Origin of the sequence: Methylophaga sp. UBA2513, from assembly GCF_002341285.1 — a bacterium.
Taxonomy (GTDB): Bacteria; Pseudomonadota; Gammaproteobacteria; order Nitrosococcales; family Methylophagaceae; genus Methylophaga; species Methylophaga marina.
Window position 1 is genome coordinate 16257 of sequence record NZ_DDNT01000012.1, and the last position, 16893, is coordinate 33149.

General features: G+C 45.5%; 12 protein-coding genes and 1 pseudogene. 4 read left to right on the top strand and 9 right to left on the bottom strand.

Annotated features, from left to right (window positions below; all coding sequences use genetic code 11):
- Positions 1 to 161 precede the first annotated feature (161 nt).
- The 8 genes from B3V56_RS07720 to B3V56_RS07755 all read right to left on the bottom strand — a co-directional run bounded on the left by B3V56_RS07720 (position 162) and on the right by B3V56_RS07755 (position 10411).
- Complete coding sequence (locus B3V56_RS07720) at positions 162 to 2081, bottom strand: DUF1566 domain-containing protein (RefSeq protein ID WP_289282523.1); 1920 nt, start codon at positions 2079 to 2081, stop codon at positions 162 to 164.
- Complete coding sequence (locus B3V56_RS07725; protein WP_289282522.1) at positions 1996 to 2847, bottom strand: hypothetical protein; 852 nt, start codon at positions 2845 to 2847, stop codon at positions 1996 to 1998. The genes B3V56_RS07720 and B3V56_RS07725 overlap by 86 nt, the downstream gene beginning before the upstream one ends.
- 73 nt (positions 2848 to 2920) lie before the next feature.
- Positions 2921 to 3085, bottom strand: a complete 165-nt coding sequence (locus tag B3V56_RS07730) for a hypothetical protein (RefSeq protein WP_289282521.1) — start codon at positions 3083 to 3085, stop codon at positions 2921 to 2923.
- Positions 3086 to 3175: 90 nt separating this feature from the next.
- On the bottom strand, positions 3176 to 4705 hold the full coding sequence (locus B3V56_RS07735; RefSeq protein WP_289284133.1) for a methyl-accepting chemotaxis protein: 1530 nt from the start codon (positions 4703 to 4705) through the stop codon (positions 3176 to 3178).
- Positions 4706 to 4878: 173 nt separating this feature from the next.
- Positions 4879 to 6942: a bifunctional diguanylate cyclase/phosphodiesterase gene (locus B3V56_RS07740; RefSeq protein ID WP_289284134.1), complete on the bottom strand. Its 2064-nt coding sequence runs from the start codon at positions 6940 to 6942 to the stop codon at positions 4879 to 4881.
- Between the two features lie 564 nt (positions 6943 to 7506).
- Entirely contained in the window at positions 7507 to 7791 is a 285-nt protein-coding gene (locus tag B3V56_RS07745; RefSeq protein ID WP_289283147.1) for a ferritin-like domain-containing protein, read from the bottom strand.
- 85 nt (positions 7792 to 7876) lie between these two features.
- Positions 7877 to 9502 (bottom strand): putative bifunctional diguanylate cyclase/phosphodiesterase, encoded by a 1626-nt coding sequence (locus B3V56_RS07750; protein ID WP_289283146.1) that lies wholly within the window; start codon positions 9500 to 9502, stop codon positions 7877 to 7879.
- A gap of 24 nt (positions 9503 to 9526) precedes the next feature.
- A complete protein-coding gene (locus B3V56_RS07755) occupies positions 9527 to 10411 on the bottom strand; it encodes a GGDEF domain-containing protein (protein WP_289283145.1) in 885 nt (294 codons plus the stop codon).
- A 239-nt stretch (positions 10412 to 10650) separates the two neighbouring features.
- On the opposite strand from B3V56_RS07755, the gene B3V56_RS07760 reads away from it, so the two are divergent.
- Positions 10651 to 12705: a BCCT family transporter gene (locus tag B3V56_RS07760; RefSeq protein ID WP_289284135.1), complete on the top strand. Its 2055-nt coding sequence runs from the start codon at positions 10651 to 10653 to the stop codon at positions 12703 to 12705.
- A gap of 9 nt (positions 12706 to 12714) precedes the next feature.
- Here the strand turns inward: B3V56_RS07760 and B3V56_RS07765 are convergent, their stop codons facing one another.
- A complete protein-coding gene (locus B3V56_RS07765) occupies positions 12715 to 13800 on the bottom strand; it encodes a porin (RefSeq protein WP_289284136.1) in 1086 nt (361 codons plus the stop codon).
- 233 nt (positions 13801 to 14033) lie between these two features.
- On the opposite strand from B3V56_RS07765, the gene B3V56_RS07770 reads away from it, so the two are divergent.
- The 3 genes and pseudogenes from B3V56_RS07770 to B3V56_RS07775 all read left to right on the top strand — a co-directional run bounded on the left by B3V56_RS07770 (position 14034) and on the right by B3V56_RS07775 (position 16561).
- Positions 14034 to 15761 (top strand): FAD-dependent oxidoreductase, encoded by a 1728-nt coding sequence (locus B3V56_RS07770; RefSeq protein ID WP_289284137.1) that lies wholly within the window; start codon positions 14034 to 14036, stop codon positions 15759 to 15761.
- A 149-nt stretch (positions 15762 to 15910) separates the two neighbouring features.
- A pseudogene (locus B3V56_RS14750) lies at positions 15911 to 16126 on the top strand (BCCT family transporter); the annotation flags it as partial.
- A gap of 12 nt (positions 16127 to 16138) precedes the next feature.
- Positions 16139 to 16561, top strand: a complete 423-nt coding sequence (locus tag B3V56_RS07775) for a hypothetical protein (protein WP_289284138.1) — start codon at positions 16139 to 16141, stop codon at positions 16559 to 16561.
- The last annotated feature ends 332 nt before the right edge of the window (positions 16562 to 16893 follow it).

A 16893-nucleotide genomic window follows, 5' to 3' on the forward strand; every position in this document is an offset into this window, starting at 1 on the left:
TAGCGGGGGCTCGCAACATTCGATCCCATACATTTTTGTTTGAAGCTTGATAATGCTGATCTGCCTCGCTAATTAAGTCTAAGCAGTGCTTCGATTTAATACTAGTCTTTTCAGTATATATCGAACCTGTAAAATTTGAGAGAAGCTGACTCGGCTAAATATCAATCAGAGCTGCGAATAAGCCTGACTTTTCCTTTTTGCCAACTTACTTTGCTAACGTAATATTTACCATCATCAAAAGACACTGACACGGTATAGCCAGGCATTGTTTTACTCTCTGATGTTGACCAGTAAGTGTTGTATTTGGGGTATTGCTCTGCGGGGAATACATCGTGCAGATATGTCGGAATAATAAAGTCTGGCTTACTCTCTCTGTGACCGCACCCGAGATTAAGGTCATACCTTCTGGCATCAGTGCCGTTAGAACAATGAATCAGTGACTCAAGCTCATCGGCGGCCGGTAAACGCCAATCAGAATAACCACCATAGGATTGCGCTTGAGCCACTTTTTGAGCCTCTTCTTTTGTAAGCTTGGTTGCCATGCCTGAACAGGTGTTACCGCTCCACATTTGCCCTATACTGCAACGCATCCACATCACATTATTGTCACGGTCAATGACAAGCCCCTCGTTAGTGACATAATCCCTTTTACTGGTTGAGTTCTTGATGACCGGAGTAGTTCTGGGTGCTGTGTTGACTTTCTTGGCTGCTTGCTGAAATGCTTGACTCCCAGCAGGGAAGTTCACTTTTTCCTTTAATTGTGATGGGTGATGTGATTTTGCTTCCGTCTTTGAAGCTGTCCCTTTATCAGTTGCATCTGAATCTTTGTCTTTCTTGGTCTCATGCCCTCTCAGCTGTTCAGCATACTGTCGTTTGGCTTTCGCGCGCTCTTTTGCAGTCATCAGCCTGACCAGGCGATAAGCCCCTTTATCATTGACGTCGGATTGGGACTTATTGGCGTTAACCTGCAGGTTTTTATCAACGTCAAACATAGAGACTTTGCCCGACAAGGAGCTCACCCCCCACTCTTCAGAATTAACGAGTGCATAGACTAACCGAGGGTTATTTGGGAAAAGCTCATGCACTTGGGCATAACGTGGCGTGTGTTCGCAACTGGCTTGATGCTCTTTTTCCAGATCGGTCGCTGAGCGGGTATCTGCCATACCGAAAAAGCCAGGATCAGTCTCGAAGAGGTGTCTTGCTGAAGGCCTAAAGACGCTGGCTGTTAAGCAGGCGGATAAGGACTTTTGCTCGGCCAAGCTCGGGATCCGCCACGGATGGCGCGAATTGAGCGGGTTGTACTCAGGAGTCAAGTCGTAGTAATCAGCGTTGTAACTAGCATAGGCCATTACTTTAGGCTGCCCCGAACACTGACCAGAGATGTAGGTCATCCCTACGGGACAACGCATCCAGAGCAGATTACTGTTGAAATCAGCCACGTACTGACCAAACTCGACCAGGCCAACATTGATATTTTCTATGAAGTCTCGCTCAGCATCCTGTTTCTGCTGCTCTGCCTTTGACTCTGCCTCTGCCAGTCGTTGATTATTCTCGACTTGCTCGTAAGCGCTTTCAGACATTTTTGCATCACTGACCAGCCTCACTAACTGCTTGTTCGTTCTCAATTCCAGCGTGAAGATATTTCGGTCATCTTTCACTTTATGAAAGGTTACGCTAGCTCCCTTGCGAGTTAAGTGGCCATCAATGGTATTTGTCCACATCTTGGTGTGAGCATGAGGGAAAAACACGGGATTTAAATGGGTCTTCTGGTAGTCCGAGCCGGGTAAATCCCAAACCTGGGCATCATAGAACTTGTCCAAACCATCAGTATAGGCACTATGGAGGCTAACTGCTTCAAAAACATTCGGGACACGCCAGTTGCTCAATCCACAGAGCTTCTGTTTGTTCACAGTATCAACCAATTCAGTCCAGCTTGCTTCGGCTGACTCTGCTCTGGCCAAATCTTTACGAGGACTGAAGCCTTTCGACGTCAATTTACGAAAAACAAAATCCACCCGGTTTTTTTTCAATGGACAGGGAGGATTCGGTTTTACCACCAAATGAATAGCGTTTTTGAGCATCCTGAACACCACCATCGGTGGTTTTTATTTCCCAGATTCGCTGTGAGTTTTGGTCCCACACACACGCCCACTCATTTGCATCTTCCGGCAACACCTCCCCCGTTTTACTGAGCTTTACAAACTGGTTGCCTTTGCCCTCATTAAGTAAATCCAATACAGGGGTAATATCGACTTTGTCATGTTTTTTGAGAAGGTCGATGACATCCTGGTGATGCTCTTCACTGGTTTTACTCTGGAATTTTTCTTCCTGATACTCAACGTACTGGTCAGATATAAACTCAACCACCATTGAGAGAAGAGCAACAGCAATCACAGCGAATGCGATTGGTTTTAGTTTTGGTTGGTGACCTTTTATTCCAATCCAGTGGGGATAGGTAACCGTCACGGCAATGAGTAAGGGGGATAGCAGACTAAAATCGTCAGCGAAAAACAGGTAGTCGCCTAACAAAAAAATTGCCATCGGAGCAAAAGCCGCGACTGAAATATATCCCAGTTTATTTTTTGACCAGGTGATAAATGGCAAGATCAGCAACTTCAGAATGAGGATAATGATGGCAATACTCAACGCCATCACGCCCCCCATTACCGCGAATACACTAAGTGAAAAGGTGTTGCTGGGGTTGTAGCCAAGCTGGATAATGAGTTTAGTCAGTCCATTGACGATAGTTTCGTATAAGCTTGGCATGCTTATAACACCCATCGCAGCCAAACCAGTTAAAACAAGCCACATTAACAGGCCGCGAAGCAGGGTAGACTTTTTATTCACCGCTCTCGATTCCATTCAAAAAAGCGTCAAAACTACCCAATAGGTCATAGTGCGTCAACAAGACGGTTCCTGGCTACTTCATTTCAGCCCTGTTTTGCATGGCGACTTGCGACAAGGTGCAATACAGAAAAACAAAGTGATACAGGCAGCTTCCAACACATACCAGAGCAAAAAAACGAATTTCTTCTAATTGAACATGCTGTTTGAAGCTCTTAGCTTCAACAGGTTCATTATTCATGAAGCTCTCTGTATAAAATGGACTAGTGTTTGATTAGTAACGGTTACTGCTTGTTAAGGCAGCAAATGCATACTTTATGTTCAATTAGAGCTAACGCTCTGAGAAGCGCTTTATCATGTTGCTCAGCTCGTCTGATTCATGAGCCAGAGACTCCGTGTTTTGATTAACTTTGGAGATATTAGTCACTACACTCTCGGCATCATGGCTCATATGAACAATATTCCGGTTAATGTCTTCGCTCACAGAGCTCTGCTCTTCAACGGCTGTGGCAATCATGGTGTTGAGCTCATTAAGCTTATCGATTTTATCTGCAATATCCCCGATTGAATTAATTGCATTCTCCACTTCTGTTTTACTCTGTGATGCACTAGTCTGGCTCTGCTCCACCTGACTCACTGCGTTAGCAACAGCCTGGTTGAGCTGTTCAATGAGCCTTGAAATCTCTTGGGTTGAGTCCTGTGTTCGTGATGCTAGTTGCCTGACCTCATCAGCTACCACGGCAAAACCTCTCCCTGCCTGCCCCGCTCTGGCAGCCTCAATGGCGGCATTCAAAGCCAATAGGTTAGTCTGCTCAGTGATTTCACTTATCACATTCACTATTGGGTTGATTTCACCGGCATTAACCTGCAATTGCTGAACCACTTCAACAATATTCTCAAATGAGGCCTCAAGTGAGGCGAGTGAATCAATGGCGGCTGTCGCTTTGATAGAACTATTTTGACTCAAGGTATCAACTGCGCCCGCATTGGTAGCAGCCTCCGCTGCACTTCTCGCCACCTCCTGAATTGAAGCAGACATCTCTGTCATTGCTGTAGCAATCTGATCTGACTGCGAGGCTTGAGAGTCAACAGATTTCTTGATGTTTTGTTGAGAGTGAAATGTCCTGTTTGCCTCAATTGCAATCTTTTCTGCTGTATCAGAGAGCCGGACAAGCACTGTGCGGAGTTTAGCATTCAAGAGCTTATTTGCGAGTGTGATTTGACTGATCTCATCCGTGCTCCCTGAGTACACATAAGCCATGAGAGGATTGTCAACCTGTCTCCGAGCCTCATCCACGGCAGCATCCAATGATGAGAATAGCCAGCGTTTAAAACCAAGGTGGGCTATACCAGCGATAACGACGGCGCCGGAAAGAGACACTAAAAAATGACCAAACTGCATCTCAAGACCAGCAAAGCTCAAAACAGCAATAAGTGAGTTGATTGTGTTCGTGATGTGGGACTTTGTCTTTATGGATAAGTTTTTCAGAATGTTACCTGAGAATTTCTTGCCCGCATTGATGCGTTTATATACCTTGTTTGCCCTGTCGATGTCCTCTTCTTGTGGCTTAAAACGCACCGATTCATAGCCGATAATTTTTTCACCATCAAAAACAGGCGTAACGTAGGCATCCACCCAATAGAAGTCTCCTGACTTGGCTCTGTTTTTGACCAGGCCCATCCAGTGCTTTTTGGCTTTGAGCGTGTCCCAGAGATCTTTGAACGCTTCAGGTGGCATATCTGGATGACGGATGATGTTGTGATTCACCTTCAGCATTTCATCAGCTGAAAATTGGCTGACTTTCTGAAATTCACTATTAAAGCTGGTGATGGCGCCCTTAAGATCTGTTGTCGAAATCAATGGGGTATCAAAACTGATTTCATTATCTGTAACCGGTAAATTTTCTTCATTTTTTGTCTCCTGCCATCATTAGGCTGACTTACCTAAAGCTATGACCCACTCTGTTGGCACAGTTATAAAAACGTCAGTAAAAACGGTCCTCTGGGACCGCTATTTTCGAAATCAAGCCTCAGCTAATGCCTGTCAGCGATCAGTGTATATACAGTGTCGACTTCAACTGGCTTGGCAAACAAATAGCCTTGAAATCTGTGACATCCCATCTCAATGAGTTTGTCTCTTTGCGCTTCAGTTTCAACGCCTTCGGCAATAACACTCATGCCAAGGCTTTGTCCCAACCTGATGATACTCTCGACAATAGCCTGGTTTTCAGTACTTTCCAGCAAGTCTCTTATAAAGGACTGATCAATCTTGAGCTCGTCAATGGGTAGACGTTTGAGATAGGCCAGTGAAGAAAAACCGGTGCCAAAATCATCCAAAGAGATACGAAGCCCCAATGATTTGAGCTTTTCCATTTTCTCGATGATGACCTTGTAGTCCTCGACGAAAATAGATTCCGTTAACTCCAGTTTGAGTTGACTCGCTAAAATCCCGTTTTGACTGATAGCCTCAGCTACCTTATCCACGAAGCTGGCTTGCATAAACTGCTTAAGGCTCACGTTCACAGATAAAATAAGCTGACTGAGTACTGGATGATCTGACCATGCTGCAATTTGTTGACATGCCGAAGATAAAACCCAGTCTCCAATCTGATTGATTAGTCCTGTTTTTTCAGCAACGGGGATAAACTCAGCAGGAGAAACGATGCCATCATCAGGATCTCTCCACCGGATGAGCACCTCGGCCCCTGATGGGTGACCGTCGCTCTCTACTTGTAATTGCATAGTCAGAAACAGCTGCTGAGGAATAGCCTCTCGTAGCTTGGTTTCTAGCTGGAATCGTCGGTTTACTCTGAGCTTCATGTCTTCATTAAAGAAGACAATACCGGTGGTATCCAGAATTTTGGCTTCATTAATCGCCATTTCTGCCTGACGTAATACTTCATTGGCAGCATTATCTTTTGGATGAAAAATGCTGATGCCTACCCGAATATCCGCCCGATACTGGAAGTCATCAACCATCACCGGTTCCGAGGTTTTTGCAATCATTAATTCTGCCAGCTGGTGGGCATTGTATGCGGCGTCGTCCATGTCACTTCCAATGTGACTGACAAGTATGGCAAACACGTCTCCACCGTACCTTGCAACAGCGATGTGTTGAGAAGCATCTGACAATCTGGCGCTTAACTCTTCGAGAATGACATCACCGATGCTATGACCCATCGCACTATTGAGCGCTTTGAAATTTTTCAGATCAACAAACATCAAAGCAGCATATTTACTTGTCCTGTCTGAAGACATGGTGACTTCATCGAGCATGGACATCATGGACTGTTTATTAGGCAGGTGTGTTAGTGTGTCGTAATGAGACAGGTGATCAATCTGCCTGCGAGCCTGTTTCAAATCACTGACATCATTGAAAGAAGCGATATAGTTGGTCACCACACCTCTGGCGTCTTTGACGACGTTAATTCGAAGCCATTCTGGGTACTCTTGACCATTTTTTCTTTTATTCCAGATTTCACCTTGCCAATAGCCTTTTTCATGGATGCTGCGCCACATTTCACGATAGAAGTCGGTGGATTGGATACCGGACTTCAGAATGGAGGGGTCCTTACCGATAACTTCATTCTGTGAATAGCCAGTGATTAAGGTGAAAGCGCGATTAACCCTGACAATTCTCTTACTGGTGTCAGTGATCATTTTGGCTTCATTGGAATCAAATGCAGTGGCAGCAATTCTAAGTTCATGTTCCACTTCTTTTTGCTTGGTGATGTCAATAACCACTCCGCTGAACCGCCTCGCTCTGCCATCAGCATCTCGTTCAGTACCAAGGCCTCGCGCCAATAGCCATTTCGTGTTGTGCCCGGGACAGGTCACACGATGTTCATTTTCGAACCTCTCCGTCAGCCCTCGTATGTGATCATTGACAGCCTTTTGAAATGGTTCCAGATCATCTGGATGGATAACATTTAGCCATGTTTCCTGGTGTCCAGCTTGTCCACCACACTGGTTTAACAAATCAGTCCACCTGCCGGCATAATCATAACGCTCTTTATCCAGCCGCCAGTCCCACACACCGTCCCCAGCGACATCAAGCGCGAATTCCCAACGCCGTTCAAGCTCTACCTGTCTGCGCACGGCTTTGCTGGAGTCATTCAGGTACTTTCGAGTCACTGCATACAGAAGAACAGCGGTCAGGAGAACGAAACCCCATCCCTTGATGACACTGATTATGCTGACTGTTTTGGCATCCAAGGATAAACTGTGCAAGATTCTGTCGGACAATAAAATCCATATAATGGATATACTGGCGTAGATAAAGGCAATTTTGAGCGCGCTTTTTTTGGTAGTGTGGTTAACTTTTTTCACAGCTTAGAAATTTCGATGAAGATTATTGAATACTAATATAGCGACCACTACCACGAAAAATGAAGCATTATTTGCTAAACCATGCATTCGCAATTTAAATATGCGGTCTTTCCGATAATTCAATCGAAACTTCGCTAGTACCAAACCTTTGTAGACTTGATTACTGAATTCTGTCAAAGCAGTTATTCGTGTGTTGAGAGTAAAAATTACTCAGACGCACAGAGCGTTCAATTAAGTATTGATAGAGAAAATCAAAGACTCAATTAATGACTTCTGAGTCTCGCACTCTCCAGTCAATGTGCAGAGGTGAAAATTACAAGCGTTGATGAATAACTAATGTTTCAAAGGTTTATCAGTAAAAAGCCACTCGCGAAGTTCTTTGTCGAATACAGGATCACGTCTTCGTATCCACTCTAACACCATCGCCGCATGCTCTTTTTCTTCATTCGCATTATGCTTGAGAATGGATTTCAAGTCATCATCTTTGCATGCATCAATGCGCTGGTTATACCAGTCAACCGCCTCTAATTCTTCCATTAGAGAGACAATCGCTCGATGCAAATCTCGTGTTTCATCACTGAGCTCTTGAACAGGTTCGTGATAGCCTTCATTCGACATTAAATATTCCTTGATAACTTAGTTGTGATTATAGGCAAGTTTGAAAATTAATCGGCCATAACACAGACTTTCTGAATAGCTTTTTTCAATCATGAAATTGCCACGTCTCGGCAAGATTAGCAGGCAGCGCAAAAGAAAAATAGTAGCCTTGACCAATGTCACAGCCCAAGTCTCGTAAAATACTCAACTGTGCCTGTGACTCAATACCTTCTACAACTACTTTCATCCCTAGATCATGGGCTAATTGAACAGCCGCAGCCACAATTTTCCTGATCCCCCGATCACGCTCAATCATACTGGTGAAGTGTCGGTCAATCTTAATCACAGTAGCCGGCAACCTATGAAGGTAAGCCAGAGAAGAATAACCGGTTCCAAAATCATCAATCGAAATGGCAACCGGAATATCAGCAAGCTCTTTCAACACCTTTACCGCATTGAGTGGATTTTTCATTATCACCGTCTCGGTGACTTCTAGCTCTAGCGCACTTGATGGCAAGTCGTGTTTATCAAGCAGCGATCTTATTTCAGCTGGAAAGGTCGGGTTCGTCAAATTATGGCTTGAAATATTGACAGCCACAGGACATGAGCGGTTAGCTGTAGTCCATTTTTTTACCGTGGACAGAGCTGTATCAACTGCCCAAGGCGTGAATGCGTGAATAAGCTCTGTTCTTTCTATCAATGGAATAAACATATCAGGAGCAAAAGTCCCCATTTTGCTGTCTTTCCATCTTGCCAGTGCCTCAAAGCCCACAATATCAAGCGTCTCAAGACAAACCTTGGGCTGGTAATACAACATCAACTCGCCACTGGACATTGCTGTGCGCATACTTCCGAGCAGCGCCAGTGATTGACGTAAATCACGCGCCATTTTTTCTGTGTAGACCGCTGACTGTACGTCGTTTTGGCGGGAAAACTCGATGGCAGCCTCTGCTTGCGTAATCACAACCCTGCTATTTTGCTCATGCAGATTGACGTATCCGATATGCACGACAAAGTGTATTGGAATACCCTGGTAAAGAATCGAGTCCTCAAAATGCGTCTTAAGAGATTGGTTCAATGAATCAAAGTTGTTCTGTGACTCTTGAAACAACACCGCTAACCGCTCTCGATGATAATGAAAGACATCAGCACCACTGGGGAAACTTTCAGCCAGACGCCCCCACAACTGCTTTATCAGTTCATCCGCGGCGTCATGACTGAATGTTGCGGCAATATCCTGCAAGTTTTCTATCGTTATTACGGCGAGACTGTTTTTTTGTTTCGAGTTGTTTAAATTATTGAGATGATCATCTAGCGCTTTCCACAGTGCGACTCGGCCAGGGAGTCCTGTGCCCGGATCTTTGTTTAGTGCTTCCCTGAGCGTTTTTTGTTGTTTTTTCTGAAAGTGGCTGTAATACGCTGTGAGAATAACAGCTATGAGATAAACACCTGACTTTAGCCATTCATTCTGGAGTATGTTTCCATAATCGGGACTTACAATGATGAGTGTGATTGACAAAAGCGCTATGGCAAATACTGCCCCTAACGCCCCCGCTATCAAACTCATGCCAAGCATGGGTATCAACATCAAGTCCATTAAGACTTGAGTTTGTATGCCTGTTCGCTCAAACAAGAGCGCAATCGTCATCAGTGCCAGCACCATAACAACAATGCACACTGTGAATCGACGTTGTTGTTTCTTACAGAAAAGTAGAGTGTTTAAAATCATCATGAAGCCATATGCTTTGTTTGTAAGCTATGCACTTACCGTTATATTCCTTCCAGCATCTTTTGCTTGATAAAGAGCATTATCAGCTCGCTTTAATGCTTCATTGATGTTCTCACCTTCAAACACTTCGCTCACGCCCACAGAAACTGTTTGTGTGATGCTGATGCCATCCTTGCTAATGGGTTGACGATGTACCTGTATCCTCAATCTTTCAAGTGCGGTAACCGCCTGATCCAGGTTAGTTTCAGGCAACATAACGACAAACTCTTCACCACCATAACGATATACCCCGTCTCGTGGCCTGAGACTGGCTTCAAAACGATCGGCTAAGACTTCCAGTACATAGTCACCAAAGCCATGACCGTAGAGATCATTCACTTCTTTAAAGTGGTCTGCGTCAACCATCGCCAGACTGAGGGGCGTTCCCTTTCTTTTTGACTGTGCAATCTCACGTAGAAGATCTCTTTCCATTGCTGAGCGATTTAATAGCCCAGTGAGCTCATCAACATCCGTCAATGACGCGGTTAAACCGGCATCAAAGCGTTCCATTGAAGTATCAAAGTCATGCATGGCATCTGCCAGACAGCAAAAGTGTGTAGTGTCTAAGTTATTCTCCATGGCTGCCGACAGTGCCTGAATTGCCAATGTCAACACTGAAGCTTGACGAGACTGGGCATGACTAAACAATGGATGCTTTCTGACATTATCTGGTGCTGCCCCCTCAAGCGCAGGCAATATATTCAGTCCCTGAACCAGCTCATCTATGTTGTCTGATTGAATCAAACTCGGAAATTGCAGATGTAAAAACAACTTCAAACGCCCAGCATGATGTTTGACAACCGCCCTATTGAAAACGGAATGCAGTATCAGCAGTTGATCGTCATCATCTTCCCGAGTTATCGGATCGTTCATGGATACTCTCACAGTTTTTAATTGCTGGCGTACAGTAATTATAGAGTAGTTTTTACTTGGTAAATGAACCACTTTCATTAAAAAATAATCAAGCACACCATCGAAGCAATATTTACTGATTCAACTCAAACTTGTTCTGGTGTAATGTTTATTCAACACAGGCGATGAGTTGCTGAATGGCTAAATGAAGGAGCCAAACTGATAACTATCGTGATTATTTGCGTTAACAGGGAAAAAATATGGCCAACTCTAATTCTAAGAAATCAGTCAAGTCCACGGTTCTAATTCCGGTGTTTCTTCCCGCCGTTATTGTTACGTTGCTGTTGGTTATCGGCACGATCAGCAACCCCGAACTGGCAGGACGGGCCTTTGATCAGACCCTGAGTTACCTGACTGTAAACTTCGGCTGGTTTTATATGTTGGCGGTAGCGTTCTTTCTGGTGTTTATAGTGGCACTCGCTATTTCTCCCTGGGGGCGTATTAAACTGGGGCCCGATCATGCGCTGCCGCAATACAGCTTCCCTGCCTGGTTTGCGATGCTGTTTTCGGCCGGTTACGGTATCGCTTTACTGTTTTTTGGTGTCGCCGAGCCGGTCCTGCATTATTCGACACCGCCACAAGGCGCACCGGAGACGATCGATGCCGCCAAACAGGCTATGCAGATCGCCTTTTTCCACTGGGGTTTTCATATCTGGGGTATTTATGGCCTGACCGGTTTGCTATTGGCTTATTTCGCTTTTCGTCATGGTCTGCCATTATCGATGCGGTCAGCTTTGTATCCGATTATCGGTGAGCGTATTCACGGTCCGATTGGGCATACCGTCGATGTTGTGGCGATACTGGGTACGCTTTTCGGTATTGCCACTACGCTGGGGCTGTCGGTGGCGCAGATCAACGCCGGTATGAATTACCTTTGGTCGTCTATCCCCGTCAGCACGACAGTTCAGGTGATTACCATTGCCTTTATTACCGGCCTCGCCATAATCTCGGTCGTCGCCGGTATGGATAAAGGCGTGAAGAGGTTATCAATTCTCAATATGGTGCTGGCCGTGGCGCTCATGAGCTTTGTGTTTATTGTGGGGCCGACCGTGAACATTCTGGAAACCTTCCTGCAGAACACCGGCAGCTACTTAAACAACATAGTCGAGCGAACATTCAATCTGCAGGCCTATTCCAGAAGTGACTGGATCGGTAACTGGACGCTGTTTATCTTCGGCTGGACCATTGCCTGGGCACCGTTTGTCGGTCTATTTATTGCCAAAATCAGCCGCGGCAGAACTATCCGTCAGTTTGTGTTCGGGGTTCTGCTGGTGCCGACAATATTCACCTTTATGTGGTTCTCGATTTTTGGTGACACTGCTTTACACATGATCATGAACGAGGGGTATACCGCGCTGATTTCCGAAGTCCAGAACGACACGGCAATAGCCCTGTTCAAGCTCTATGAACAGCTGCCGTTGACCTCGATCGTGTCATTTATCACTGTGATCCTGATCATGACCTTCTTTGTTACGTCTTCAGACTCCGGCTCTCTGGTCATTGACTCGCTGGCCTCGGGCGGCGCCAGCCAGACACCAGTCTGGCAACGTGTTTTCTGGGCTTCACTAGAAGGCCTGCTGGCCGCCGCATTGCTAATTGCCGGTGGTCTCAGTGCCCTGCAGACAATGAGCATTACCAGTGCCCTACCATTTGCCATCATTTTGATACTGTCAGCTATCGGTATGTGGCGGGCACTGATAATCGAAGGGCATAGAGAGGTCAGCCTGCAGGCACATATGCAATCAGCCGGGCCAGCCAGTAAACGGGGCTGGCGGCAGAGGTTGTCGGGACTGATTGATTACCCCGGCTACGATGAAGTGGCAGGTTTTATCACTAGCACTGTGCACCCGGCTATGCAGCGCGTTGAGGAAGTGATCAAAGGAAAAGGCTGGCCGGTAGTGGTCTCGCATGATGAAACTCATCACCGTGCCTATATTGAAGTGGTTTTGGAAGATCAAATGGACTTTATATACGACATCCGCATGCGGGCGTATGCACGACCGAGTTTTGCCTACCCAGAGCGGCCCAGAGAATCTGACGGGAATGAGCGTTATTATCGGGCCGAGGTTTTTTTACGGCGAGGTGGCCAGCAATACAACGTCTACGGTTACGAAGAAGAGGAAATCATCGAGGATATTCTGCACCAGTTTGAGAAGTATCTGCACTTTCTGCATATCTCACCCGGCATTTTGCCGTGGAAGATGCAGGAACATGACGATATGCTCAATAACAACGGCTCAATAGATCAAGCCTGATAAAGAGCGCTAAAAGCTATAGAAGTAACGGAAACCAGCGGCAAACATTTTGCCACCGCTGATACTGCTGTTAAAGCCTGCGAGTCCGTCCTGCTTGCCAGTCAGTGCCGCCGTTTCCTGTTCTTGATAGTATTCTGCAAACAAGATCAGGTCTTTTTTGATCTGGTGATCGATGCCGATATGGAGCACGGTTTCGCCGTAGGATTCCACATCTGCAAGCATCGCTTTGTAGGTCAATTTGCCATGGCGGTATTCGGTATAAATATTGTAGCCATCGGCGCCGTCGCCATAAAAACTGTTAGGGTTATCGGTGTAAGTAGTTTCGTATTTGAAGACTAAGCTCCAATTATCGAACTCTTTTGCAACAGATAAACCGTAGAGGCGATCTGTGTATCCATCGGCATTGCCACGATCATCCATGCCTATTCCCAGTACCGTGTCAAGGTAGCTATAAAGGGCGAAAGTCTGGATACGACGATCATCAATGCGTGATGGTGAACGTACGTTACCCGCTGCTGAAGAATAGGAACCACCAAAGCTGAAGCCTTTCATGGTTGGGCTCACGTAACTCAGCGTCTCCTTGACGCGGAAAGTGGTATAGGTGGCAAAGCCGCTGTAGAAGGTGCTGAACTGATCGACCGGATAAGTAATGGTGTTGTAGTAGGGCATCCACTGCTGACCGGCCACCCAAGTGCCTATCGGTGTTTCCAGACCGAGACGTGCTACCCGTAAATCTTCTCTGTCATCACGGCCGGCACCGCCCTGATCATAAGGGTCGCCGAAACGAAAATTGGCGGTATCAAACGGCACTTCAAGCTGACCAAAAATACGGTAGTCTTCAGAGAAACGGTAGGCTGCATTGACCCCGACGCGCGAGAAGGCATCGCGCAGACCACGATAATCGTTCATGCTGGATTGATTATCCGGGTGGACTGATTCCGCCTGCATTCGCAGAGATAAATAGGGGGTATAACTGAACTTCCCTGATTGTTTGGAGGTATCAGCCCAGCTTGATGAATTAAGAAACGGTGACAGCACTAAAGCCAACAGGTATATCGATTTTATGAGTATTGGATGAAGGATTGTTTTTTTCATTATTAAGAACCTGCATATCAACATTCAAGCCACTGTATCCGCTGTGATAACTCCTACCAGAGCACTTTGGTGACATTATTATGCCATTCAAGTCAGCCTAACAACTGATCTTGTTTGTTGATTCCTGTCAGAGCTCATAAATATCCATAAAACCGTCCTTAATACTGCTGTTGTCAAACAGAGCTTTTAAATGCACCCTGTCATTGAGAATTTATAAGATAACGGAGCACTGAATGAAAGTTGTCATTGTAGGCGGTGTTGCCGCGGGAATGTCTGCCGCAGCAAGAGCCAGAAGATTATCTGAAGACGCTGAAATCATTGTTTTGGAAAAGACACAATATGTGTCCTTTGCTAACTGTGGCCTTCCCTATCATCTGGGCAATGTCATAGAAGCACGTGATTCACTTTTACTGCAGACACCAGAATCATTAGCCGCCTCGCTTAATCTTGATGTCAGAACTGGGCATGAAGTCACTAAGATAATGCCTGAGCAGCGTTCACTCATTGTCAAATCATTAAGCAACAATGAACATTACCAACTTGACTACGACAAACTGGTTCTAACGCCTGGCGCCAGCCCAGTTACTCCAAATTTACCCGGCATTGAAAATCCAAAGATTTTCACGCTCCGAAACATTGAAGACATGGATAGAATCAAGGCCTCTCTTGATAAAGACATTAAAAGGGCTGTCGTGGTCGGTGCAGGCTATATAGGACTGGAAACTGCCGAAAACTTCAAACATATCGGCCTTGACGTCACTATTGTTGAGCATAACCATCAGGTCATGCCTCTATTCGACAAAGAGATGGCAAGGGACTTGAGTTATCACCTTCAGTACCACGGCATCAATTTAAAACTGGGACAGGCTGTTACAGCGTTTAGTGACAGTGGAAAAGAACTGGAAATCACGCTGGGTAATAATGAAAAACTCTCTGCCGATCTTGTCTTGTTGGCTGTCGGCGTCAAACCCGACACTAAATTGCTTAAGGGGACTCAAATCAAAATCGGACAAACTGGTGGTATCGTTGTCGACCCTCACATGCAGACATCCGTTGCAGACATTTACGCTGCCGGTGATGCAGTAGAAGTCACTGACCATATTACACAAAAACCTGCCCTGATTGCCCTTGCTGGCCCAGCCAATCGCCAGGGAAGAATTATTGCTGACCATATATTTGGAAAAGACAGTCAGTATTTAACAACTCAGGGAACAGCCATCCTCAAAGTCTTTGATATGACCGCCGGTCTGACTGGCGCCTCCGAGACCCGGCTCAAAGAAGCAAGCATTGATTACAGAAAAATCTACATTCATCCATCAGGCCATGCTGCTTATTACCCCGGAACGCACTCAATGCACCTCAAACTTTTATTTACACCTGTTTCGGGAAAAATTCTCGGCGCTCAAATCGTTGGCTACGATGGAGTCGATAAGCGTATTGATGTTTTTGCGGTCGCATTAAGGGCAGGCCTGACCGTGTTTGATTTGGAAAACCAGGAATTTGCCTATGCACCACCCTATGGTGCGGCTAAAGACCCTGTCAATATTGCAGGTTTTGTAGCTGCCAATCTGCTACAAGGTGATATTGATTTCTGGTATGCAGAAGAGTTTGATTCTATTAGTGACGGCCTTATTGTTGATGTGCGTAGCGAAAAGGAATTCAATACCTGGCACATTGAGGGTGCCATTAACATCCCACTGGCATCGCTGCGTCAAAAACTACAGAGCCTTCCTGTTAATTCCCCCATTTATTTGTACTGCCGGGTAGGATTTCGAAGCTACCTTGCAAACAGGGTTCTGGTTCAATCGGGTTTCAAACAAGTTAAAACACTGGCTGGCGGCTCCAAAACTTTCTGCAGCTTCCATAAAACACCACTTTGTACAGGAAAACCAGGGTTACCGTTTGTTGCCCATGCTGAGGATTTGTTGGCCCAAACCAATATTATCGGGGATACTACATGACACATCTGAGTTGTGGTGTGGGTATCTGTAGTAAATGCCGCAACAAGGCTTTATCTATCGGGTATACCCGAAAGTATCCTTAATTAACGAATCAAAGTAAGTAAATTAAACTTGATTTCAAGAACTATAAGCTGTCTGAAAGTATAGTGATGATAGGCAATAATACTGACCGCCCGTCACATCTCGGCTGGGTCTTTTATCTTTCGTTGATATTACTCGGAGGTTTCATTGCTATAGCAACCCTACTCCCAGTGACATTTTCACAGTCTGTAGAGTTTGCTCTAGACTTTACCACTACTCACTTCGGCTGGTTGTATTTATTTGTCACGACCGGCTTTCTGTTTTTTTGCATCAGCATAGCGTTGTCCAGTTTCAACATGACTGACTATGCCGAAATTCGGCTGCCAGATAAACCGTTTTCGCCCAGACTAACAGTCAGAGACACCCTGCTCTGGCACAAACTTGAAAGACAATTTATTGAGGAAGGACTGATGATGCCTGCAGCTAAAAGTAAAGTGGTTGTGACACATCATGCCTCTTCCCTAGGATGCATTCCGTTGCATGAACAATCTGATTTGATTTCTGCGGCCTATGCCAGCCGACTTGATAGCTTGATTGAAAATCATCAACCAGATGCCTGGATTTACGGCCATGTGCATGGTGAAAACTCATTTAATATTGGGACAACCAGAATATGTCGTCACGCCAGAGGCTATCCTCACCTGCTGACAGTGAAAGACACAGCTTACCAACCGGCTGTCATTCATATCGATGAGAAGCCGTCTAGTCAGACCGAATGATACTCATTTAAGGATGGTGTCGATGACGAAAGGTGATAAGCAAAAGAAGACGCCAAAACAGACTGACCGAGGACCTGAGTTTGAAGCATTTTATAAAAAGCTTACCTCCGAGAAAGTCACGAAAGCATCGGATAGATTATTTTCAGCCAGTGAAGAGGACTTAAAGAAAGCATTCAAGCATTTGAGGATTAAGCCTTGAAGCTGTTTTCTGTTTCTAAAAAGCCTGCTTACGAAGAATATACCGCTGCCTTTCCAATATTATTTCCGGCCCCCTTCGAGATAAATTATCGGAATCTTGGTAGGACATGAGTGTAGTGGTCAACTAATTCCGG